The sequence below is a fragment of the Streptosporangium sp. NPDC004379 genome (genome assembly GCF_042873875.1).
Lineage (GTDB): Bacteria > Actinomycetota > Actinomycetes > Streptosporangiales > Streptosporangiaceae > Streptosporangium.
The window spans coordinates 84,469-106,097 of sequence record NZ_JBIAMC010000009.1 but is presented as its reverse complement, the minus strand read 5'-3'; the positions used below and the strand labels follow the sequence as shown (position 1 = coordinate 106,097).

The 21,629-nt window shown below is 73.8% G+C and carries 24 protein-coding genes and 1 pseudogene; 17 read left to right on the top strand and 8 right to left on the bottom strand.

The features are described from left to right. Nucleotides 1–133 precede the first annotated feature (133 nt). From ACFYSC_RS20685 to plsX, 4 genes and pseudogenes are all read left to right on the top strand, one after another. Entirely contained in the window at nucleotides 134–349 is a 216-nt protein-coding gene (locus tag ACFYSC_RS20685) for a hypothetical protein (protein ID WP_389963841.1), read from the top strand. A 153-nt stretch (nucleotides 350–502) separates the two neighbouring features. Continuing rightward, a complete protein-coding gene (crtI, locus tag ACFYSC_RS20680) occupies nucleotides 503–1,972 on the top strand; it encodes a phytoene desaturase family protein (RefSeq protein WP_389963838.1) in 1,470 nt (489 codons plus the stop codon). Beyond that, nucleotides 1,969–2,868 carry a phytoene/squalene synthase family protein gene (locus ACFYSC_RS20675; protein WP_389963835.1) on the top strand — a complete coding sequence of 300 codons (900 nt, stop codon included), beginning with the start codon at nucleotides 1,969–1,971 and terminating at the stop codon, nucleotides 2,866–2,868. The genes crtI and ACFYSC_RS20675 overlap by 4 nt, the downstream gene beginning before the upstream one ends. A gap of 120 nt (nucleotides 2,869–2,988) precedes the next feature. Next, nucleotides 2,989–3,936: pseudogene (gene plsX / locus ACFYSC_RS20670) on the top strand (phosphate acyltransferase PlsX); the annotation flags it as partial. Between the two features lie 329 nt (nucleotides 3,937–4,265). Here plsX and ACFYSC_RS20665 read toward each other — a convergent pair. Continuing rightward, complete coding sequence (locus ACFYSC_RS20665; protein ID WP_389963833.1) at nucleotides 4,266–4,925, bottom strand: spheroidene monooxygenase; 660 nt, start codon at nucleotides 4,923–4,925, stop codon at nucleotides 4,266–4,268. Nucleotides 4,926–4,965: 40 nt separating this feature from the next. Here ACFYSC_RS20665 and ACFYSC_RS20660 point away from each other — a divergent pair, with 40 nt between their 5' ends. After that, complete coding sequence (locus tag ACFYSC_RS20660; RefSeq protein ID WP_389963830.1) at nucleotides 4,966–5,598, top strand: glycerol-3-phosphate acyltransferase; 633 nt, start codon at nucleotides 4,966–4,968, stop codon at nucleotides 5,596–5,598. Here the strand turns inward: ACFYSC_RS20660 and ACFYSC_RS20655 are convergent. The 3 genes from ACFYSC_RS20655 to ACFYSC_RS20645 form a co-directional block, all read right to left on the bottom strand. Next, nucleotides 5,540–6,742 (bottom strand): glycosyltransferase, encoded by a 1,203-nt coding sequence (locus tag ACFYSC_RS20655; RefSeq protein ID WP_389963828.1) that lies wholly within the window; start codon nucleotides 6,740–6,742, stop codon nucleotides 5,540–5,542. The two genes, ACFYSC_RS20660 and ACFYSC_RS20655, sit on opposite strands and share 59 nt — an antisense overlap. 112 nt (nucleotides 6,743–6,854) lie before the next feature. Further along, nucleotides 6,855–8,351 carry a phytoene desaturase family protein gene (locus ACFYSC_RS20650; protein WP_389963825.1) on the bottom strand — a complete coding sequence of 499 codons (1,497 nt, stop codon included), beginning with the start codon at nucleotides 8,349–8,351 and terminating at the stop codon, nucleotides 6,855–6,857. A 157-nt stretch (nucleotides 8,352–8,508) separates the two neighbouring features. Next, on the bottom strand, nucleotides 8,509–9,375 hold the full coding sequence (locus ACFYSC_RS20645) for a carotenoid biosynthesis protein (protein WP_389963822.1): 867 nt from the start codon (nucleotides 9,373–9,375) through the stop codon (nucleotides 8,509–8,511). A gap of 169 nt (nucleotides 9,376–9,544) precedes the next feature. On the opposite strand from ACFYSC_RS20645, the gene ACFYSC_RS20640 reads away from it, so the two are divergent. The 3 genes from ACFYSC_RS20640 to ACFYSC_RS20630 all read left to right on the top strand — a co-directional run bounded on the left by ACFYSC_RS20640 (nucleotide 9,545) and on the right by ACFYSC_RS20630 (nucleotide 11,000). After that, entirely contained in the window at nucleotides 9,545–9,919 is a 375-nt protein-coding gene (locus ACFYSC_RS20640) for an ArsR/SmtB family transcription factor (protein WP_389963820.1), read from the top strand. After that, entirely contained in the window at nucleotides 9,916–10,521 is a 606-nt protein-coding gene (locus ACFYSC_RS20635; protein WP_389963817.1) for an SRPBCC family protein, read from the top strand. Before ACFYSC_RS20640 ends, ACFYSC_RS20635 begins: the two co-directional genes overlap by 4 nt. An 83-nt stretch (nucleotides 10,522–10,604) precedes the next feature. Further along, on the top strand, nucleotides 10,605–11,000 hold the full coding sequence (locus tag ACFYSC_RS20630) for a VOC family protein (RefSeq protein ID WP_389963814.1): 396 nt from the start codon (nucleotides 10,605–10,607) through the stop codon (nucleotides 10,998–11,000). Between the two features lie 139 nt (nucleotides 11,001–11,139). Here ACFYSC_RS20630 and ACFYSC_RS20625 read toward each other — a convergent pair whose 3' ends face one another. Continuing rightward, on the bottom strand, nucleotides 11,140–11,832 hold the full coding sequence (locus tag ACFYSC_RS20625) for a GAP family protein (protein WP_389963811.1): 693 nt from the start codon (nucleotides 11,830–11,832) through the stop codon (nucleotides 11,140–11,142). Nucleotides 11,833–12,249: 417 nt separating this feature from the next. On the opposite strand from ACFYSC_RS20625, the gene ACFYSC_RS20620 reads away from it, so the two are divergent. Further along, nucleotides 12,250–12,801, top strand: a complete 552-nt coding sequence (locus ACFYSC_RS20620) for an RICIN domain-containing protein (RefSeq protein WP_389963808.1) — start codon at nucleotides 12,250–12,252, stop codon at nucleotides 12,799–12,801. Between the two features lie 102 nt (nucleotides 12,802–12,903). Here the strand turns inward: ACFYSC_RS20620 and ACFYSC_RS20615 are convergent, their stop codons facing one another. Then, nucleotides 12,904–13,554, bottom strand: coding sequence for an MOSC domain-containing protein (locus ACFYSC_RS20615; RefSeq protein ID WP_389963805.1), 651 nt, complete (start codon nucleotides 13,552–13,554; stop codon nucleotides 12,904–12,906). 269 nt (nucleotides 13,555–13,823) lie between these two features. Between ACFYSC_RS20615 and ACFYSC_RS20610 the strand changes: the two genes are divergently transcribed. The 5 genes from ACFYSC_RS20610 (at nucleotide 13,824) to ACFYSC_RS20590 (ending at nucleotide 17,021) form a co-directional block, all read left to right on the top strand. Continuing rightward, nucleotides 13,824–13,973 (top strand): hypothetical protein, encoded by a 150-nt coding sequence (locus ACFYSC_RS20610; RefSeq protein ID WP_389963802.1) that lies wholly within the window; start codon nucleotides 13,824–13,826, stop codon nucleotides 13,971–13,973. 281 nt (nucleotides 13,974–14,254) lie between these two features. After that, the gene (locus tag ACFYSC_RS20605; protein WP_362946090.1) at nucleotides 14,255–14,674 is read left to right on the top strand and encodes a hypothetical protein; all 420 of its coding nucleotides are present in this window, start codon (nucleotides 14,255–14,257) and stop codon (nucleotides 14,672–14,674) included. Between the two features lie 422 nt (nucleotides 14,675–15,096). After that, nucleotides 15,097–15,660, top strand: a complete 564-nt coding sequence (locus tag ACFYSC_RS20600) for an RICIN domain-containing protein (protein WP_389963798.1) — start codon at nucleotides 15,097–15,099, stop codon at nucleotides 15,658–15,660. A 212-nt stretch (nucleotides 15,661–15,872) separates the two neighbouring features. Then, the gene (locus ACFYSC_RS20595) at nucleotides 15,873–16,412 is read left to right on the top strand and encodes an AAA family ATPase (RefSeq protein ID WP_389963795.1); all 540 of its coding nucleotides are present in this window, start codon (nucleotides 15,873–15,875) and stop codon (nucleotides 16,410–16,412) included. A 135-nt stretch (nucleotides 16,413–16,547) separates the two neighbouring features. Beyond that, nucleotides 16,548–17,021 carry a TIGR00725 family protein gene (locus ACFYSC_RS20590; protein ID WP_389963792.1) on the top strand — a complete coding sequence of 158 codons (474 nt, stop codon included), beginning with the start codon at nucleotides 16,548–16,550 and terminating at the stop codon, nucleotides 17,019–17,021. A 100-nt stretch (nucleotides 17,022–17,121) separates the two neighbouring features. On the opposite strand, the gene ACFYSC_RS20585 is transcribed toward ACFYSC_RS20590, so the two are convergent. Both ACFYSC_RS20585 and ACFYSC_RS20580 read right to left on the bottom strand, forming a co-directional pair. After that, entirely contained in the window at nucleotides 17,122–18,762 is a 1,641-nt protein-coding gene (locus ACFYSC_RS20585; protein ID WP_389963789.1) for an alpha/beta fold hydrolase, read from the bottom strand. A gap of 366 nt (nucleotides 18,763–19,128) precedes the next feature. Further along, a complete protein-coding gene (locus ACFYSC_RS20580) occupies nucleotides 19,129–19,659 on the bottom strand; it encodes a shikimate kinase (RefSeq protein ID WP_389963786.1) in 531 nt (176 codons plus the stop codon). A 167-nt stretch (nucleotides 19,660–19,826) separates the two neighbouring features. Here ACFYSC_RS20580 and ACFYSC_RS20575 point away from each other — a divergent pair, with 167 nt between their 5' ends. Genes ACFYSC_RS20575 through ACFYSC_RS20565 form a run of 3 tightly spaced genes read left to right on the top strand, consistent with a single transcriptional unit; the run spans nucleotide 19,827 to nucleotide 21,611 of the window. After that, complete coding sequence (locus ACFYSC_RS20575) at nucleotides 19,827–20,258, top strand: helix-turn-helix domain-containing protein (protein ID WP_389963784.1); 432 nt, start codon at nucleotides 19,827–19,829, stop codon at nucleotides 20,256–20,258. Continuing rightward, nucleotides 20,255–21,250, top strand: a complete 996-nt coding sequence (locus ACFYSC_RS20570) for an alpha/beta fold hydrolase (protein WP_389963781.1) — start codon at nucleotides 20,255–20,257, stop codon at nucleotides 21,248–21,250. Before ACFYSC_RS20575 ends, ACFYSC_RS20570 begins: the two co-directional genes overlap by 4 nt. Beyond that, nucleotides 21,243–21,611 (top strand): DUF4180 domain-containing protein, encoded by a 369-nt coding sequence (locus tag ACFYSC_RS20565; protein ID WP_389963778.1) that lies wholly within the window; start codon nucleotides 21,243–21,245, stop codon nucleotides 21,609–21,611. The genes ACFYSC_RS20570 and ACFYSC_RS20565 overlap by 8 nt, the downstream gene beginning before the upstream one ends. Nucleotides 21,612–21,629 lie beyond the last annotated feature (18 nt).

Below are 21,629 nucleotides of genomic sequence, written 5' to 3'. Positions count from 1 at the left end.
CTCGCGGGTCCGTAAGGGATGTGAAGAGGAATACCGCCGATGGCAGGAGAGGACCAACGAGGCCGCTCGCCGTTTTCCCGGGTTCGAGCGCACGGAGACATATCCGCCCGGCTCCGGCGAGCAGAACACGTGGATGGTGGTGTTCCGTTTCTCCAGCCCCGGCCAGCTGAACGCCTGGCTGGACTCCGACGTGCGGCGCGGCCTGCTGGAGGAGGGCAGGGCGTTCCTGGAGGAGCGCGCCGCCAGAGCGGAGACCGCAGGTGCGGAGGGTGTCGGGCCGGAGGGCGTCAGGACGGACGCTGTCGGGCAGGACGCCGTCAGGCCGGACGGCCTCGCCGGCGGCGGATGAAGGTTTCGAATCTTCACCGCGAATGCGCATCCGGACACGCTCCCGTTCCCGAAGTCATCTTCACCGACGCAGAGGAGCGATGCCCATGGCCACCGGCACCCGCGAGACCGAGCACCGCACCGGCGCGCCGCCGGGGACGGACGGGGGCGCCCGATGAGCGGGGCGGGCGGGACCGTGGTGATCGGCGCGGGGCTCGGCGGCCTCGCCGCGGCGATGCGGCTGGCCGGCTCCGGGCGTGACGTCACGGTCGTGGAGGCCCGCGACGTGCCGGGCGGCTGCTGCGGGACCGCGAGTCTGGACGGCTACCGCTTCGACACCGGGCCGTCGGTGCTGACCATGCCGGAGGTGCTGGCCGACGCCTTCGCCGCGGCCGGCGAGGACATGGAGAGCCGCCTGCCGCTGCGCAGGCTGGACCCGTACTACCGGATGCGCTACCACGACGGCACCCACCTCGACGTGGTCCCCGGCGAGGACGCCATGATCGAGCAGGTCCGCGCGCTGTGCGGGGCGGCCGAGGCCGACCGCTACCGGCGGTTCCGCGCCCGTCTCGGCGAGCTGTTCGCCGCCGAGTGGCCCGCCTTCATCGACCGCGACATGACCCGGCTGCGCCACCTCGTCCGGCCGCTGGTCCTGGCCCGGCTGGCCGCGCTCGGCGGCTTCCGGCGGCTCGACGGCCTGGTGCGCTCCCACCTCACCGACGACCGCCTCGTCAGGGCGCACACCTTCCAGGCCCTGTACGTGGGGCTGTCCCCGCAGCAGGCCCTCGGGATCTACGCCGTCATCGCCCACATGGACACCGTCGGCGGCGTCTTCTTCCCCCGGCACGGCGGCATGCACGCCATCCCGCAGGCCATGGCCGCCGCCGCGGAGAAGGCCGGAGCCGAGATCAGGTACGGCACGCGGGCGCTGAAGGTCGAGACGGACCCGTACGGCGTCTCCGCGGTCCGGCTCGACACCGGCGAGCGCCTCCCCGCCCGGCACGTCGTGGTCGCCTGCGACCTGCCCGGCGCCCACGACGGCCTGCTGCCGAAGACGGCGGGCGACTGGCGGCTGCGCCGTCCCCGCTACTCGCCCTCCTGCCTCGTGCTGCACGTCGGCCTCGACCGGCGGCTGGACGACCAGGCCCACCACACCCTGCACTTCGGCCGCGGGTGGCGCTCGACGTTCTCCGCCCTCGCCGCCGGACGTCCGCAGCCCGACCCCAGCCTGCTGGTCACCTACCCCGCGACCGACACCGCCGCCGCGCCCGCCGGCCACGCCACGCTGACCGTGCTGGAACCGGCGCCCAACCTGGACGGCGGAGCCGACTGGGACCGCCTCACCCCGCAACTGGAGGACCGCCTGCTGGGCAGGATGGCAGACCTCGGCTACGGCGACCTGTCCGGCCGTCCCCGCCTCCGCTTCGACCCGCCCGCCTGGGCCCGGCTCGGCCACTCGGCCGGCACCCCCTTCGCCCTGGACCACCGCTTCTCCCAGACCGCCTGGTTCCGTCCGGCCGGAGCCGCCAGGCGGGTCCCCGGCCTGCACTTCGCCGGCATGCACACCGCGCCGGGCGTCGGGGTGCCGCCGGTGCTGATCTCCGGCCGGCTGGCCGCCGAACGCATCCTGGAGAGCCCCCGATGACCCTCACCCGCAGCTACGAGCTGTGCCGCAGGCTCAACGCCCGGCACGGCCGCTCCTACTACCTGGCGACCCTGCTGCTGCCCGCCTGGAAACGCCCCCACGTCCACGCCCTGTACGGCTTCGCCCGCTACGCCGACGAGATCGTCGACTCCTTCACGATGACCGGCGACCGGGCCGCCGCGCTGGACGCCCTCACCGACCGGACCTCCGCCGCGCTGGCCGGAGACCCGGTGGACGACCCGATACTGCCGGCGTTCGCCCAGACCGTCCGCTCGTTCGGCGTCGACCACGCCGACGTCCACGCCTTCCTGCGGTCGATGCGCGCCGACCTGACCGTCACCCGCTACGCCACCTACACCGACCTGCTCGACTACATGGAGGGCTCGGCCGCGGTCATCGGCACGATGATGCTGCCCGTCCTGGAGACCCTGCCCGGCGCCGCCGAGAAGGCCCGCGAGCCCGCCCGCCAGCTCGGCCTGGCCTTCCAGCTGACCAACTTCCTGCGCGACGTCGCCGAGGACATCGCCCGCGGCCGGGTCTACCTGCCGCTGGAGGACCTCGACAGGTTCGGCGTCTCCGTCGACGACCTGCGGCGGCCCGCCCCCACTCCCGCCCTGCGCGAGCTGCTGGCCTTCGAGGCGGACCGGGCGCACGCCCACTACCGCCTCGCGATGGAGGGGATCGACCTGCTCGTCCCCTCGTCGAGGCCGTGCATCCGCGCGGCCTACGAGCTGTACGGCGGCATCCTCGGCCGGATCGAGGCGGCCGGCCACGACGTGCTGCGCGCCCGCGTGGCCGTGTCCCGCCGCCGCAGGGTGGCGATCTTCACCCGGCACCTGCTCGCGGCGTCCGCCGCGGACCGGGCCGAACGCCGGGTCACCGTACGAATGCCCTGAACCGGGCGGGCGTCCCGGCCTGGGTGGTGACGCCGGCGGAGCGGGCCGGCTCCGGGCCCGGCGTCATCGCCCGGCCGCCGAGCCGGACAACGACATGACACCCCCGCGGAGGAGAACGTGATGCCCCAGCCTGTCGCCGTCGACGCCATGGGCGGAGACCACGGACCGGCCGAGACGGTCGGCGGGGCCGTCACGGCCACGCGCGAGTACGGCGTCCCCGTCGTGCTCGTCGGCCGCGCCGGGGAGATCCGCCGCGAGCTGGCACGCCACGGCGCCGCCGGTGAGATCGGCGTGGTGCACGCCGAGGACGTCGTCCCCATGGCCGAACGGGGTGCCGGAGCCGTCAGCACCGCCGCCTCCGAGGTCTCCGCCACCTCCAGCCTCGGCGTGGCCTGCCAGCTCGTACGGCAGGGCACGGCCTCGGCGCTGGTGTCGGCCGGCTCCACCGGCGCGGTCGTCTCGTGCGCCATCCGGGGCATGGGCCGCGCCCCGAACGTGCTGCGCCCGGCCCTGGCGATCGCCCTGCCCACGACGTCCGGCGGCGCGACCGTGCTGATCGACGCCGGTGCGACCTCCGACCCCACGCCCGAGATGGTCGCCCAGTTCGCGCTGCTCGGCGCCTCCTACGCCCGGCTCGTGCTCGGCGTGGCCGACCCGTCCGTGGGCCTGCTGTCGATCGGCTCCGAACCGGGCAAGGGCAACCGGCTGACCCGCCGCGCGGGGGAGCTGCTGCCGGCCCTGCCGCTGCGCTTCCACGGCAACGTCGAGGGTCACGACGTGCTGGCCGGGACGGTCGACGTGGTCGTCACCGACGGCTTCACCGGCAACGTCGTGCTCAAGAACGTCGAGGGCTCCGTCCGCGCCACGCTCGCCCTGGTGGCGCGGACCGGCGCCGCGACGCCCGAGGCGCTGCGCGAGGTGGCCCGCCTCTACGACCCCGAGACCCACGGCGGTGCCGCGCTGCTCGGCCTCACCGGCACCGTCGTGGTCGCCCACGGCGCGTCCCGGGCGGCCACGGTCGCCCGGGCCTGCGCCGTCGCGCGGGACCTCGCCGACGGAGGCGTCACCGACCGCGTCGGCGACCATCTGGCGGTGGGGGGGGGGGGGGGTGGGGGGCCCCCCCCCCCCCCCCCCCCCGCCCCGCCCCCGGGGGGGGGGGCGGGCCCCCCCCCCCCCCGGGGGGGGCCCGCCCCCGCGGGGGGGGGCGCCCGCGGGGGGGGCCCGGCCGGCGGGGCCCCCCCCCCCGGGGCGCCCCCCGGGGGGGGGGGGCCCCCCCCCCCCCCCCCCCCCCCCCCGCCGGCCTCCCGCCGGACCGGTTCCCGTCGGGACAGGCCGTCCGCGACGGCCACGGGGTGGCCGACGGCCGGGAAGGGGTGTCCCACGGTCCCGCCCGGATCTCAGGGACCGTCGTACCCGGCCAGGGGATCGACGCCGTTCCAGGTGCCCTCGCTGCCGTACGGGGCGAACCGGGCGAACAGCTCCTCCGAGTACCAGTTCTCGGCCCGTGTCCGCCCGATCACCTTCCGGTGGGCGGCCCCCCGGTAGGCGAAGTCGCGCACCGCGTCCGCGTCCCGCCACAGGGAGAACGTCGCCTGCCGGGCCAGCGGCCACTCGCCGACGCCGACCGAGGCCAGGCATCCCTCCTGCCCGGCCAGCAGGCGGTCCACCCGGGGGACCGACCGGTAGAACGCCACCAGCCGGGAGGGCCGGATCGCCGCCCGGGTCAGCACCGCGACCGGCGTACCGTCCTGCCGGCCCGGGGCGGTCACGGGCGGGAGGCCGAACGGGTCGGTCCCGCCCCACCGGCCGCGCGACGACACCGGCCGGAGCCGTACCCGCCACGACTCCAGCGCCTCCGTGCGCCAGCGCGCCGCCACGGGCGAGCCGGCCAGGAAGCCGTCCAGGGCCGCCTCCTCCCGCCAGACCGCCAGCATCGCCCAGCGGCGCAGGTCGGCGCCCAGGCTCATCGACGTGCCCCGGCCCGTCCCCAGCAGCCGCCAGAACACCAGCCCGGGGGTGCGCCCCAGCACCGGCCGGTCGAACGCCATGTACTTCATAGCGCCTATATCCGCATATCTCGTGAGATGGAAGGAAGCGATGACTCCTCCGCCCGGCCTGCCCGTCGCGCTCGCGGTGCTCGTCTCGGTCATCGGCGGCTACCTTCTCGGCTCGGTGCCGGTCGCGGTGCTCGTCACCCGGGCGCACGGCCTCGACCCCCGGGAGGCGGGCGACCGGAACCCCGGCTTCTGGAACGTCATGGAACTGCTGGGACGGCGGGCCGCGGTGCCGGTCTTCGCCGGTGACATGCTCAAGGGCGCCCTCGCCGGGCTGCTCGCCCTGGCGGTCACCGGATGGCCGCTGACCTGGCCCGGCGGGGTGACCGGCGGCGGCGTCCTGCCGGTGTACCTCGCGGTGGCCGCCGCGATGACCGGCCACGCCTGGCCGGTGTTCGCCGGGTTCCGGGGCGGCCGGTCCATCCTCACCTTCGCGGGCGGCTTCGCGGTCATCTGCCCGCCCGCGTTCCTGCTCGGCGTCACGGCCCTGCTCGTGACGACCCTCGTCACCCGGTCCTTCGCCGCCGGCGCGCGGGTCGGCGTGTTCGGCCTGCCGGTGCTGCAGCTCCTGCTCGCCCCGGTCGGGTACGTCGCGGCCACCGGGGCGCTGATGTGCCTCATCGGCCTGCGCTTCGGCCAGGCGTCCCGGGCGGAACGGTCACCCCGGCCGTCCTGACCCCGGCGGTGTCCCGTTCCCGGTCACCGGGCGCGCTCCCGGCTCCGTCCCCGGCCCACGCCTCGGCGGCCCCGGCGCCGTCCGGGTAGACGCGGCCCCGCCAGCGGCGCACCGGCCGCAGCGTCGCCCGTGTCAGCCGCAGCGCCGCCAGCGGGTCCAGCAGCGGCGACAGCGGCACGCCCGGCCCCGGCCGTACGTAACTGCCGCGCAGCGCCCCGGTCAGCAGCAGCCGTACGGTCAGCAGCCCCGCGTCCAGCCGGGTCGGCCGCCCGGCCGCCAGCCGCAGCACCGGCAGCGCCGCGGTCAGCCACACCACGGCCAGGTCGGCGGCCCGCCGCCCGGGAGAGGTGACGTCGTGCAGCGGCAGCGACCGCCCCCACTCCCGCCACACCTCCGCCGCCGAGGAGTGCATGTCCACCTCCAGCAGGCCCCCGGCGTCCAGGAACCCCACCGACCAGCCGCCGGTCGCCAGCTCGCGGGCCAGCGCCACGTCGTCGGTCATGTGCCCGCGCACCCGGGCGAACCCGTCCGCCGCCAGCATCGCCGTACGGCGGAAGGCCATGCACTGGCCGTTGGCCATCACGCGATGCGGCGGCGGGGGAGCGGACGGGCCGACGGGACCGAGCCGGTAGACCAGCGTCGCCAGGAACGACGCGTGCAGTGCCTGCTCGGCGACCCCGTCGCAGACGAACCTCGGGCCCACGCTGACCAGGTCGTAGCGGTCCAGCTCGGCCGACAGCGCGCCGAACAGGCCCGGCCCCGGCCGGGCGTCGGCGTCGAGGGTCACCACGACGTCCCCGGAGGCCGCCCGGACGCCCTGCCGCAGCGCCCACTGCTTGCCCACCCAGCCCGCGGGCAGCGGCTCGCCCGCGACGACCTTCGCCCCCATCCCGGCGGCCAGCCGCACCGTGCCGTCGGCCGACTCGTCGTCGACGACGATCACCTCCGCCACGGCCGGGTCGGCCAGCACCGCCGCCAGACAGGGGCCGAGGCGGTGCTCCTCGTCGCGGGCGGGGATCACCACCGAGATCCGCCCGGCGGCGTCGGCGACGGGCGCCAGCGGGGGGAGCCGGTCACGCCCCCGCGCCAGCCGCACCGCGACGACCAGCGCGGCCGCGGCCTGCGCCGCGGTGAGAAGCCTCATCCGGCGAATCCCTTCGATACGGCCGTTCCCGGCATGGTTCCCGGCACGACTCCCGGCACGAGCTCCGGCGCGGCTTCGGCCGTCACTTCCGGCGTGGCTTCCGGCACGATGCTCAACAGGGGAAATCCTCCTCCACCAGGGAGGCGACGATGCGCCCGCCCATCGCCACCAGTGGCAGACCGCCGCCCGGATGCGCCGAACCGCCGACCAGGTACAGGCCGCGCCGCGGCCCCCGGTTGCCCGGCCGGCGGAAGGTGGACAGCCGCCCGGAGTAGGCGCCGCCGTAGATCGACCCGCCCCAGTATCCGTAGCGTTCCCGCAGGTCGGCCGGGGTGAACAGGTCCACGAACCGCAGCCGTCCCGACAGGTCGTACCCCCGGGCGGCCAGCCGCTCCAGCACCAGGTCGCGGTACGCCTCCGGCGTCACGGGCCACCGGCCCGGATCGCGGGCCGGGACGTTGACCAGCATCGTCCAGTTCTCCGCGCCCTCCGGCGCCTGCGCCGGGTCGTCCACCGCCGAACAGCCGATGTAGACGGTCGGGTCGGCGGGCGGCACCCGCCGGTCGAAGATGTCGCCGAACTCCCGCTCGTAGTCGGCGGAGAAGACGACGGAGTGGTGCGCCAGCCCCTCGGTCCGGCCCTCCACCCCCGCCAGCAGCAGGAACGCCGACGACGACGTGCCCAGCCGGGCGACGCGCCGCAGCCGCCGCCGGTCCGGCATCAGCCGCCCGTACAGCGCCGCCGCGTCGGTGTTGGCCACCACCACGTCGGCGCGGTCCCGCTCGCCGGAGGCCAGCCGTACGCCCGTGACCCGCGTGCCGTCGTCCAGCACGTCGAGCACCTCGGCGCCGAGACGGACCTCCACGCCCGCCTTGTCCAGCAGCGCGGCCAGCGCGTCGGCGATGCGGGGCAGGCCGCCCGGGACGTACCAGCCGCCCTCGCCGTGCTCGATCCCCGGGATGCAGGCCAGCGCCGCCGGGGCCCGGTAGGGGCTGGAGCCCGCGTAGGTCGCGTAGCGGCCGACGTACTGGCGCATCCGGGGGTCGGCGAAGAACCGCCGGGCCAGCCCGGCCACCGTACGGCCCGGCGCGACCGCCGTCAGGTCCGACAGGCTCGCCCCGCCGGACGGCGGCCGGACCGGCGGCCAGGAGGGCAGGAGCGGCCCGGCGAAGAACGCCCGCCGGGCCGCCTCGAAACAGCCCCGCGCCCAGTCGTGGAAGGCCAGCCAGTTGCGGCCCTCGCCCGGGGCCAGCCGGTCCACCTCCGCCGCCATCCGGCCCGGGTCGCGCCGGGCCGACAGCGTCGAGCCGTCGGCGAAGCGGTAGCGGCACAGCTCATCCAGCTCGACCAGGTCCAGCTCCAGGCCGAGACCGGTGAACACCTCCGGCAGCGTCAGCAGGGACGGGCCGATCGAGAAGGTGAATCCGTCCCGGACGTGCTCGGCCAGCTTGCCGCCCAGCCGGTCCCGCTGCTCGTACAGCCGGACCCGGTGCCCGCGCCGGGCCAGCAGCAGCGCCGACACCATGCCGCCGACCCCGCCGCCGACCACGACCACCTCGGCCGCCCGCTCCGCCGTTCCCGCCACCCCGGCCGCCCTTTCCGCGTTCACCGCCGCTCCCGCCGCCCTTCCGTGCTCTCCGCCGGTCCTCTTCCGGATCCCGTTCCCTTCGCGGGCTCTCCCGGCCGCCGTCTGCCCCGGGTCCCGTTCTCCCCACGTTCACGGGCGGGCGCTGGAACGTCCCCTCCGCGGGCCGGTTCCCGGGACGTCACGCCGGTCCGGCCCGGCGTCCGCGCCACCACGCCAGTACGGCGAACACGCCCATGCACGCCCCTCCGGTCACCGCCACCAGCCGGTCCGGAGGGTCGAACACCGCCGCGAACCCGACGGTCTCCATGAACGCCATCACCGCGTAGACGGACCGCAGCCCTGTGCTCCGCGCCGCCGGGTCGGCCACGATGACGTCGATCAGCACCATGACCAGCGCCGACACCAGCAGCCAGCCGACGAAGTTGCTCAGCGGGATTCCCCGGTACGGCCCGCCGTCGTGCCACACCCACAGGCCCAGCCGGAGCATCTGCGGGTCGAGGAACAGGTCCCAGGCGGTCAGCGCCGCCGCCCCGGCGGCGACCCGCGCGGCCCTGCCGTACGCCGTCGCCGCCGGGAAGATCGCCGCGGCCGTCGCGTGGGCCGCCAGCCCCATCCCGCCCCAGGCCAGTGCCACGATGACCGGCACCGAGCCGAGCTGCGGCCGCAGCACACCGGTGTAGTGGTAGGCGCCGAACGGCAGGCCGGTCCGGATGCCGACCCATTCGGCGGCGTACCCGGTCACGACCGCGGCGGCGAACGCCGTGAGAGCCCTCGGGAAGGTGTGCGCCCTTCCCGCGAAGGCCACGGCGCTCGCCGCCAGCAGGAGCACCACCACGCTGGTCAACAGGATCGGCCGCGGCTGGAGCCCGGACGCGACCTGGGCGGCGATCATCACCAGGAGCAGGGCGCAGCCGAGCAGACCGAGCACCCGTGGACCACCCGTGAGCGGTCCGTCCTTCCCGGTGGGCTTCGCCTCCTCCGCCGCGTCGCCGTTCACCGCGCCGAGACCGGATCTTCCCCTGTTCACCTGTTGGCTGTGCCCCATGCAGGGTCATTCGAGCGGCGGCCCCGGGTCAGATTCACTTTTCGGGAACGGAAAATGATCGCCTCCGGGCCGGGCGGTTCCTCCGGCGCGGCGGGACCGGGCCCGCAACCGTCGGAGAGACCAGAGCATACGGCTTGACTTATATAAGCGTTGGCTGAATCATTGTCGCGTGCACGCATTCGACGTCCTCGGGGACCCGGTCCGGCGCCGGATCCTGGAGCTGCTGGCCGACGGCGAGCTGAGCTCCGGCGAGGTGACCGCCGTGATCAGAGACGAGTACGGGATCTCCCAGCCGGCCGTCTCCCAGCACCTCCGGGTGCTGCGTGACAACGGCTTCGCCAGGGTGCGGGCCGAGGGCACCAGACGGCTGTACGCCGTCGAAGCGGAGCCGCTGCGGGAGGTCGACATGTGGCTGGAGCCCTTCCGCCGGTTCTGGGAGCAGCGCCTCGACGCGCTGGCGACCGAACTGGCCCGCGGCAGACGCGAGCGGCGCCGTGCCGCAGACGGCCCCGAAGATCCCACCGGACACGAGGAGAACCGATGAAGGACATCATCGACGAGGTCGGCCTCGCCCACCGGGAGGTGGGAGCCGACGGCGAGACCAAGTCGATCCTGGTCCGGCGCCGCTACGACGCCGAGGTCAAGGACGTCTGGGACGCCATCACCACCGCCGACCGCATCGCCCGCTGGTTCTCCCCGGTCACCGGCGACCTGCGGGAAGGCGGCCACTACCAGATCCAGGGCAACGCCGGCGGTGAGATCCTCGCCTGCGAGCCGCCCCGCCACCTGAGGCTCACCTGGGTCTTCGGCGGCGGAACCTCGGAGGTCGAGGTACGGCTGGCCGAGGACGGCGACGCCACGCGGCTGGAACTGCGCCACACCGCCGCCGTCCCGCCGGAGATGTGGGACGAGTACGGCCCCGGAGCCGTCGGCCTCGGCTGGGACCTGGCGCTGCTGGGCCTGGTCCTGCACCTGCGGACGGGCGAGCCGGTATCGGACCCCGAGGGCTTCGGCCGCAGTCCCGAGGGAGCGGCCTTCATCGCGGCCAGCGGCCGGGCCTGGGGCGAGGCCCACCGCGCCGCCGGAGCCACCGGGGAGGAGGCCACCGCGGCGGCCGAACGGACCATCGCCTTCTACACCCCCTGAGAGCCGTCCCGGAAGCTCAGGCCCCAACCCCCGAGCCCGCCGGACGACGGCGGCTCGTTCAACACTCATGAGGAGTTCACCCGATGACGCAGAAGATCACGACCTTCCTGATGTTCGAGGGCGCCGCCGAGGAGGCGATGACGTTCTACATCTCGCTGTTCGACGACGCGAAGATCCTCGACATCACCCGCTACGGCTCCGAGGGCCCCGGTAAGGAGGGCACCGTGCAGCACGCCACGTTCAGCCTGGCGGGTCAGGAGTACATGGCCATCGACAGCCCGACGGCACACGCCTTCACCTTCACCCCGGCGGTCTCGCTGTACGTCCAGTGCGACTCCGACGCGGAGATCGAGCGGCTGTACGCGGCGCTGTCGGAGAAGGGCGGGACCATGATGCCGCTCGACTCCTACGGCTTCAGCAAGCGCTTCGCCTGGGTCGCGGACCGCTTCGGCGTCTCCTGGCAGCTCAACCTCGCCTGACCCCGCCCTCTCCCGCGTGGGCCCGCCGTACCGGACCTCCGGCACGGCGGGCCCACCGGTCCGCGCGGCGCGGGTCTTCGGGGGCCGCAGCCGGAACCGGCAGAGGCTTGCATCCTCAGGACCACCAGGGGCTGCACCCTCAGGACAACGAGGAGAGGAAGAGCCGGCCGGCCGCGTCGCGGGCCAGCAGGAAACCGGCGACCGCCATCGTCCAGCTCACCGCCGACGCCGCGTGCCTGGAGATCCAGGCGCGTAACCGCTCCAGTTTCGGCTCCACCCACTCCCAGGCGGCGGCCCGTACGGCGAGCAGCACCAGCGGCGGACAGATCATGACGGCCACATAGGCCGCGAGCAGCGGCACCCACTGCCCGGACGACAGGCCGGAAGTCGTCATCAGACCGACCGCGGCGAGGTAGGGCACCATGGTCGCGACCTCCAGCACCCCGGCGGTCAGCCCCAGCGCCACCATGACCCGTGGCCCGCCCACCTCGGGTTCGAACCGGCGCTCGGGCAGACCCCGCTTGCGCCGCCGCTTGGGATCGAGCCGGAAGCTCAGCAGGAACAACCCCACACCCAGCGCGAGCTGCGCCCAGTACGCCGGGCGGCTGTTCACCGCCTCCCCCAAGTGCTCCATCACGGCGGACAGCCCCAGCATCAACGCGACGCCCACCGCGAAGTAGAAGACCGCCACCGTCCCGAGATAGACCAGCAGCGGCGCCACCCGCGACCTCTCCAGGGTGAGAAGGAGATAGACCGGGATGCCGAGGGTCCCGAAGCTCGTGCCGTCGACGAGGGCCAGCGCGGCGAGAGCGAGTAGCAGACCGGTGGACATGGGGCAATCATGCACCCGCCGTATCCGGCCGCCCTCCTCCTCGGGAGGGAACCCGGTGTACATCCTTGTGCCCACCCGCCGGGCCGTCTCCTCCCCAGGGCTCCCGAATCACGTCCGGGCCCGTTCCCATGCCGCATCCGCCCCCGGCTCCGCGCCCAGGACGCGTCCATCGTCCTCACGACCCGGTACGGCATGGCGTCACCGGGCGGGCACCGTCACCTGTTACAACGAGAGACGTCGTCCTGTCGCGGGACCGCCACGCCGAGATCCACGATCGCCGGGGCCTCCTCCCTGTCCCGCGCCCCGGGCGGCTCGGCCTCACGCGCGCCCGTCTCCCCGTCCCGCGCGAGCGTGCTCCCGGCGGATGCGGACACGCGGCCGGAACACGAAACGACCGCTCGTCCACGGGAGGAATCCATGACCGTCCACCGCCGCGCCCTCACCGTCACGGCCCTTCTCGCCTCGGCGTTTCCCGCCCTGGCCTCCCTGCCCCCGGCGCTCCCCGCCTCCGCCCGTCCCGCGCAGCTCACCGTGCTGCTGGTGAACCTGCAGACCGGCAGGTGCCTGACCATCGCCGGCGGCGTGAGCGCGGAGAACAACGTCCAGGCCGTGCAGTACACCTGCGACACCCACCCGTCCCGCCGCTGGTTCCTCAACGACGTGACCGGAACCGGCCAGTACCAGGTGCGCAACGCCAACACCGGCAAGTGCCTCACCATCGCCGGAGGCGTCAGCACGGCCAACAACGTCACGGCCGTACAGTACACCTGCGACAGCAACCCATCGCGCCGCTGGACCCTGATCGACGTCACGGGCAACGGCCGGTACCAGGTGCGCAACGCGCAGACCGGCAAGTGCCTCACCATCGCCGGAGGCGTCAGCACGGCCAACAACGTCACGGCCGTGCAGTACGACTGCGACGACCACCCCTCCCGCCGCTGGACCCTGAACCTGACGGGCGCCCTCTAGACGATCGATTCCAGAATGTTCGGTGGTCGTACGGCCGATCGGTGCGATCGCCGTACCGGCTCCCTCGTCGCATGCGCGCGGGGACGCCCTGAAACCGATCGCCTATGTCGTCGTGCGTCTGCGGACCAGGTCCCTGCTCTCCTCGGGCAGCGCGTCAGCGGCCGTCAGCCGCGGCAGCAGGTCCGGTTCGAGGGTCATCGCGCGGAAGACGAGCGCGACGGTCACGTCGTGGTCGGGCCGGTGCCCGATCTCGACGGGGTCGGAGGCCCGGATGTCCCCCGGTTCGATCACCCGCAGATAGGCGCCCGGCACCGCGGCCCGGGTGAACCGCTTGATCCAGCCTTTCTGCTCCAGCCACCCCTGGAACGTCGCGCACGGGATCCGCGCGCATGACACCTCCAGGACCACGTCCGGCCCGATGCGCCAGCGTTCGCCGATCAGGGCGCCGTTGACGTCGAGGCCGAGGGTCGTGAGGTTCTCCCCGAAGACGCCGTTGGTGAGCGGCCTGCCCAGCTCGGCCTCCCACCCGTCGAGATCCTCGCGGGCATAGGCGTAGACGGCCTGGTCGTAACCACCATGATTCTTCACGTCGTGGACGCGGTCGCCCGCGAGACCGACCTCGCCGGTGCCCTTGGGGCCGGGCGCGGTGACGGCGACCGGTCCGTCGACGGGCCGCTTGTCGATGCCCGTCGCGCCGAGGCCCTTCCACGGGTTGGGCCGGGGCCTGCCGACGTTGACGGAGAGCAGCTTCATACGCGCGACGGTACAGACCTCCACGTATCGAAGCGACGCGTTTCCCCGCCGATCCCTTGAAATCGATCACCCAGGACGCGCGTGCCGTACGGGGCGGGTTTCCAGTCCGGTGTGGTCATTCCGATGTGGCCGGCGGCGTGCAGGCCGAAGCCTGTACCCGGCACCACCGCTGCTCCTGTTGCGGCCCCTCTCGTGGGCGATGAGGGCACGCCGTCTCCATCGCCGGCCGCGCCCGGCACATCCTGGGCATCGCCGAGGACGAGGCCGCCGTGCTGTTCCACCAGAACAACACGCTGGCCGACATCCGCCGCATCATCGGCGGCCTCATCGCAGGCGCGCGGCACTGGAATCCCACCTCGGAGACCCGCGCTCCCCGCACGAGGGGGCGCGGGCCTTTCGCGTTTCCGCCGAACCTCTGAACCCAGGAGCCGAACGGGTCCTCATCGTCCCCATGAGGGGTCGCGACTGTAGTACGCACGGAACCAGGAGTAGTGCGGACAGGTCCTCCCCGCCCCTGCGAAGGGCCGCAACACGGGGATGTGGACGCGGTCGATGCGGCCGTACGTGTCCTCATCGCCCCTATGAGAGGCCGCGATGCATCCTCGCGCTCAGCCGAAGGGGCGCGACGGAGGATCAGCCCGTGAACCTTTCACCGTGTGGGAGCGACGAACCATGTAGTCGACCACTGTGGAGGCCGTTGATGATCTCATCCCATGCCGGGGGAGCGCCGCCGAGCCGTCCGAACAGGTCCGGGCGGAAGAGCCTCGGGCTGATCGTTCTCGGCGCCGTACTGGGGGCGATACTGAGCGTGGCGCTGTTCGTCGCGGCGTGGTGGCCGCGGTTCGAGGTGGTCTACCGCAGTGATCAGCCGACCACCGTGGCCTACAGCGACGGTTCGAAACACATGGTGGGCCTGGTGCGCAGGAGCACCCTTCTCGGGGAGTCACACCTGATCGTCGCCGGCCGGGATCCGAGCTTCTCCTACGGTCACCAGGTGGAGATCGAGACGTCCGCCGATTCGGTCAGGACGGTCGAGTGGACGACCGCCGGGGTTCGGACGGTCTTCGACACCGGCCACGAACTGTTCATTCCCGCCCGATACTTCATCGGCGGTCGGTGACTCGCACCGGCGAGAGGCGTCGGCCGCCGCGTGGGAGGAGAACGCGTCGGCCGATTCCGCGGCCGGGAGCCCTGGTCCGGCGACCAGGACCACCACGGTGGTCCCGTGACCGCCGACCGGGTTCATGTTCGCCCGTCTGCCCTGGTCACGGCATGTCGTCAACTGAAAGATCGTCTTCGGGTGTTACAACGGAGCGTCGCCCGGTTGCGGGGCCGCCCGACCACACGATCCACGGGCATCCTCCCGGGCCCGGCAGGCCGGGGCGACCCGGTTCCGCGTACCCGGTGCCCGCGCCCGCTTCCCCGCGGGCGCGGGCACCGGGCTGCCGGAGACCTCCGCCGCCGCGCCGTCGGCGGATCCACGGACGCGGGCCGGAACGCCGTGACCACGACAACGACCAGCTCATCCACGGGAGGAACCCCATGGCCGTTCTCCGCCCAGCCCACCGCTCCGCCCTGACCCTCGTCACGGCCGCCGCCCTGTTCGTTCCGGTGCTCCCGGCCGCGGCCCACGCCCGGACCGACCCCGCCACCGGCCTCTCCCCGGAAGGGCAGCAGTCGACGGCCCTGACCGGGATGCTGGTGAACGGGCAGACCGGAAAGTGCCTGACCGTCGCCGGCGGCGGGCGCGTGACCGACAACCTCCGGGCCGCGCAGTACGAGTGCGACGCCTACCCGACCCGCCAGTGGACCATGACGGACGCGACGGGCACCCGCCAGTACACGCTGCGGAACGCCCAGACGGGCAAGTGCCTGACCATCGCCGGAGGCGCCAGCACCGCCAACAACTACACCGCCGTGCAGTACACCTGCATGGACCACCCCGCGTTCCGCTGGATGTTCTGGGGTGCGGCCGGCGCCCAGCAGTACCAGCTGAAGAACGTGCAGACCGGCAAGTGCCTGACCATCGGTCCGGACGGCAGCACCGCCGTCCAGTACACCTGCGACAAGCAGCCCGCGCGCATGTGGGGCGTGCGCTACATGTGAGCCGGGCCGGCAGGGTTGGGCGGCCCGAAGACCTGGACCGCCCACCCGGCCGTTCACCGGGACCCGCCGGTGCCGTCCCGCGGCCGGCGGACAGACCGGTCCCGCGCATCGTCGGTTCGGTGCCTCCGAGGCACCGACGACGGGAGGCCCTGAGGTGGAGTGCCCGGAGGCGGGAGACCCAGGAGATGCGACCCTATGACAGTGTTCCGGGCATGCTGATCGTGATGAGCGGCTTACCCGGTGCCGGCAAAAGCTCCATCGCCCAGGAACTGGGCCGTCTGCTTCCGGCGCCGGTGCTGTCGGTCGACCCGGTGGAGGCCGCGATGTGGCGAGCGGGGATCGACCGCGGCCAGCCGACCGGGCTGGCGGCCTACGTCGTGGTGGAGGCGCTCGCCTCCGACGTTCTCGCGCTCGGGCAGACGGTCATCGTCGACGCGGTGAACGACGCGCGGGAGGCGCGGGAGCAGTGGCGCGGCCTCGCCCGCCGCCGGAGCGTGGTGCTGTGCCACATCGAGGTGACCTGCTCCGATCGTGCCCTGCACCGGCGACGGCTGGAAGGTCGCCGGCGCGACATCGACGGCTTCGTCGAGCCGGCCTGGGCGTCGGTGGAGGTGCGGCGCGCGAACTTCGACGCATGGCGTGAGGACCGCCTCGTCCTCGACTCCACCGCTCCGCTGACCGGCAACGTGCAGATCGCCCTGGCTCACCTGCGCGCTGCTCGCCGAGATCCCCTATCCGGCACCTCGGAATGACACCTGGAGTCGGCGAAGGCGGATGCGGAGCCGTCGCCGCGGCCCGTCTCGACGGCGGCGCGGCTCAAGGGGCCGGACCGGGATGGTGGATCCGTCCGGCGACCGGTGACGACGGCCGGGTGGGATGATCTCATCGTGGCGATCCAGGTGGCGGTGTGCGGGCCGCGTGACTGCACGGGCGAAGACGAGGCCGACGCCCGCGAGGTCGGCCGGCTGCTGGCCGGGCGCGGCGCGGTGGTGATCTGCGGTGGTTACACGGGGGTGATGGCCGCGGTGGCGGCCGGGGCCCGCTCGGCGGGCGGTACGGTGGTCGGCGTCCTGTCCCGGCCGGACCGGGAGCAGGCGAACCCGGACCTCTCCGTCGTCATCCCGACCGGCATGGGGGAGGCCCGGAACGCCGTCATCGCCAACTCGGGCGACGCCGTGATCGTCATCGGCGGTTCATGGGGGACGCTGTCGGAGCTGGCACTCGCGATGCGTCACGGCCGCGTCCCCGTGGTCCAGCTCGGCGGCTGGCGGATCCTCGACCGCGAGGGGCGGCCGGTTCCCGGAGTCAGGCACGTCTCCTCCCCGGAGGAGGCGCTGGAGGCCACCGGCCTGTGGGCCTGACCGGCCGTTCCACGCGGCCGTGAGCGGGGAACCGCCATCTCATGCCGCCGTGAGCAAAGAACCGCCGGTTCATGCCGCTGGGAGCAGGGGAACCGTCGGCTCACGTGGTGACCGGGAAGGTGAGCGCCAGGGGCCAGGCGAGCAGTGCGGCGCCGACCACGGAGGTGACCCAGACCGGTGCGCCGGCCGCGCGCAGGCCGGCGGCGGTGACGCCCTGCCAGGCCAGCAGTACGGCGAACAGCGGGATCACGAACACCACGAATCCCGGCGCGCCCGCGGCGACCACCGCGACGGCCATCGCCGCCACGACGGAGAGCGCTCCCCAGGCGTGGACGAGGACCGCCCCACTCGGCGAGCGGCGGCGGGCCAGGATCTCCAGGCCGCTGACCAGCGCTCCGGCGGCGAGGAGCGCGGGTGCCAGCAGCCACAGCCGCACCCCGGAGGGGACGGAGTTCGCCCAGCCGAGGTGCGCCGGCACGGCGAAGCCCAGCACGGTGAACGCCGTCAGCCCGGCCGCCGCCGCGACCAGCCGGGCCGACCGGGCGGCGGAGGAGACGGGCGTCCGGGGCGACGGACCGGTCCCCGCTCGGTCCTGCCCGTCCGCGGTACGGCCGCGCGACATGGCCCAGGCACGGTTGAGCCGTACGGTCCCGGTACGGCCGACCAGAGCGGCGGCCGACAGGACGAGGCCGTGGACGGCGATGAACCCGATGGCGTAGTCGGCGACCTCGACCGGCAGCCAGCCCGGTGGTGCGACCCGCATGACCAGCATGGCCGCCGCACCCGCCACGACCGGCCCGGCGAGGAGTGCGATTCGTGGCAGTCCGGTGCCGCCGACCGGCTCCGGACGGGGATCACGGCCCGGACGGCCCGGCAGGAGGAGGGAGGCCAGGGCGCCGAAGGACAGGACGGCCGCCAGATGCAGCAGCAGGGCCGGGCCCACGCGGTGCAGCGGGTACACCTCCGAGGCCGCCCGCCCCGGCACCGCTCCCAGGGCCGCGTTCAGCCAGTCGAGGGTGGCGCGATGGGTGGCGGAGGCGAACAGGACACCGATGTGCTCAACCCCGGGAATCTCCTCGGCGCGGCGGGCCGTACCGGCGGTGAAGTCACCGTAGGTGCGTCCCGGGACCGCGTCCGGGTGCGCGGACCGTACCAGTGCGGGACCTGCGGCGCGGATGCCGCCGAGTTCCAGTCCTCCGGCCAGCACCAGCAGGTCGCGCACGCCGGTCGCGCCGCCGTCCGCCGAGCCGGTGGAGATCGCCACGGTGGCGGCCACGCCAGGGTCGGCCGCGGCCTGCCGCAGGACGGCGCCCGCTCCCATGGAGTGGCCCACCAGCCCGATCTTCGCGGTGTCGACGTACGGCAGCGCCCGCAGGAAGGCCAGGGCGGCAGAGAGGTCGTCGGTGAGGCCGTCACCCAGAGAGGCTCGGGAGCCAGAGGGGCCCGAGGAGCCCTGGGAAGCGCGGGAGAAGGGGCGGCCGTTCGCGCCGTGGCCCGCGAAGTCGAGCAGGACGACCACGTAACCGTGCCGGGCGAGGGTGTCCGCGAATCCCCGCATGATCTGCTTGCTCGCCGCGAATCCGTGCGCGACCACCACCCCGGGCGACCGCTTCTCGCTCTCAGCGGCTCGTACGGTCTCCAGTGGCACCCCTCGGAAGACCGTCCCGTCCCGTCGCAGGCCGTCGTCGGCCCGGATCATCGCGGCGGTGCCGACGGCCGCGCACAGTAGGGCGAGCACCACGGCGGCCATCCGGCGGCCTCGGGTGAACCCGGAGGAATCCGGACGGATGGATCCGGAGTGATCCGGACGGGCGGATTCGAGGGAATCGGGGGGAGTCGGCATGGGATGACCATGCCCGCCCATCATCCGACCGGCAAGACCGTCCACCGGAGACCTCGTCGCGCCGTCCCGATGGCCCTGGCCGTCTCGGCCGCTCGACCCGCGCGGTTCGACGGTCCGGACCGTCTCGGCCGTTCGACCCGCGGTTCGATGGCCCTGGCCGTCCCCGCCGCTCGACCCGCGCGGTTCGACGGTCCGGATCACCCCGGCCACTCGTACCGTCTGGATCGTCCGGCCCGCCGGCCCCGCAGGATCGCCGGGCTCTCGTCAGCCGGCCTGCTCCTTCAGGTGGTCCAGGATGGCGTGGGCCACCTCGCGCTTGGACATCTTCGGCCGTTCGAAGCGCAGGTCGGCCACCTCGGCGAAGGCCGCGGCCCGGCGTTCGTGCAGTTCCTTCGCCAGGTCCAGCGGCTTCTTGCCGAACCGCGGGCGGTGCGGCTTCTCCTCGATCTTCTTGGCGATGAACTCAGGGGTGGCGTCCAGCCACACCACCAGGGCCGGTTTGAGCGCCTCCCGGCACCGCGGGTCGTCCAGGACGCTGGCCGCGGCGGCGATGATCGGCGCGGGCCGTTCGGCGAGGCTGTCCAGCAGGTGCTCGGCCTCGCGGGCGTGCAACTCGGTGACGCCGGCGGTCTCGGCGATGGCGGCCGCGGTGACGCCGTAGCGTTTCTCGAGGTAGTCGTCGCTGTCGCGCACCGGCCGGTCCAGGGCCTCGCCCAGCACTTCCGAGACGCTGGTCTTGCCGGCGCCCATCAGACCGACCACCACGATCGGGACGTCCGCCTCCGTGTCTGCCATGTCAGCCACCTCCGGTCCTCAGGGGGAATGTGAAAAAGGGGTCCTCCGTCTCCCTTGCCCCGGAAGCCCATGCCTAGCCCTCCCGGTCCGCCGACGCCCCCACGGCACCCCTGTTTTCCGCAAAATACCCTATTGCTCCCTATCAAGCAGAAAGATACGGTAGTTTCATGTCAGATCGCTTCTACTCCGTGGAGCAGGTCGCCGAACACCTGGGTCTGCACGTTCGCACCGTCCGCAACTACGTGCGGGACGGACGGCTCACCGCGGTCCGCATCGGCAAGCAGTACCGGATCGCGCACGAGGATCTGGAGGCGTTCACCGGCCGCCCGGTGCCCCCGCCGCCCCGGGAGACCGTACGGCGGCAGCGGCACACCGACGTGTCGAGCATCGTGGAGATCGACGCGGTCAGCCGGGAGACGGCCGACCGACTGTCCACCCTCCTGATGGTCGCGGCCACCGACCGCCGCCCCGGCGACCAGCCGCTGCGGATCGAGACGGTCTACGACGAGGAAAGGGCCCGGATGAAGATCATCGTCCTGGGCGGTCTGCGGGACACCGCCAGGCTGTTCGACTACATGGAAGGAATCCTCACGTCATGAGCGTGATCTACCGGTCCGAGGCCGGCGCGGAGGAGATCCGGCGGCGGTACCGGGAGGCGCTGGACGCCTGGCCGGTCCCCGCCGAGCAGGTACGGGTGCCCACCCGCCAGGGCGAGACCTTCGTCGTCGTCTCCGGCCCGCCGGACGCGCCACCCGTGGTGCTGCTGCACGGCGCGGGGGCGAACGCGACGATGTGGCAGGACGACGTCGCCGTCTGGACGCGGCGTTTCCGCACCCACGCCGTTGACCTCATCGGCGAGCCGGGCCTGAGCGCGCCGTCGCGCCCGCCCCTGGACTCCGACGCCCACGCGCTGTGGCTGGACGACGTGCTGGACGGCCTCGGGATCACCGCCGCCTCGATCGTCGGGACCTCCCTCGGCGGCTGGGTGGCACTGGACTACGCCGTCCGGCGTCCGGGAAGGGTGGAGCGCCTGGCCCTGCTGTGCCCCGGTGGGCTGGGACGGCAGAAGACCGGCTGGATGATCAGGGCGCTGCCGCTGCGTCTGTTCGGGCGCCGGGGGCTGCACCGGTCGGCGCGGATCGCCACCGGCCTGAAGTCCCCGCTGGCCGGACCGGTCCTCGACGCCCTGGCGCTGACGTTCACGGAGTTCAAGCCGCGGATGGAGCGGCTGCCGGTCTTCCCCGACGAGGCGCTGCGCCGCCTGGCCGTGCCGGTGCTGGTGATCGTCGGCGGCCGTGACGTCATGTTCGACTCCACGGAGACCGCCCGGCGGGTGCGCCGCTGCGTCCCGCACGCGACCGTGAACCTTCTGCCCGAGGTCGGGCACGCGATCCTGGGCCAGGCCGAGCCCGTCTCGGCGTTCCTCTCGACCGACGCCGACGCCGACGCCGACGCCGATGCCGGAACCGAAACTGGAGCCGGAGCCGGAGCCGGAGCCGGAGCCGGAGCCGGAGCCGGAGCCGGAGCCGGAGCCGGGGCCGTGCCCGCCGACGCCGGCGGTCAGCTCGGCGCGGAGGCCCGCGATGCCTGACGTGATCCAGGAGCGGGCCGGGACGACGGTGCTGGTGTGCGATCCGGACGGGCCGCCGGTGGCGACCACGCAGGACGCGCTCGACCTGGTCGGCGCGGCGTTCCTCGGCGCCCAGGTGGTGGCCGTGCCCGCGAGCCGGCTGGACGAGCGGTTCTTCTCCCTGGGCACCCGCTTCGCCGGGGAGGTCCTGCAGAAGTTCGTCAACTACCGGCTGCGGCTGGCCGTCATCGGGGACATCTCCCGGCACCTGGCGTCCAGCTCGGCCCTGCGCGCCCTCGTCCACGAGTCGAACCTTGGGGACCACGTGTGGTTCCTCCCCGACCTCGACGCGCTCGACGCCCGGCTGGCCGCGGTCGGCTGACCTGCGGCCCCGCCCGCC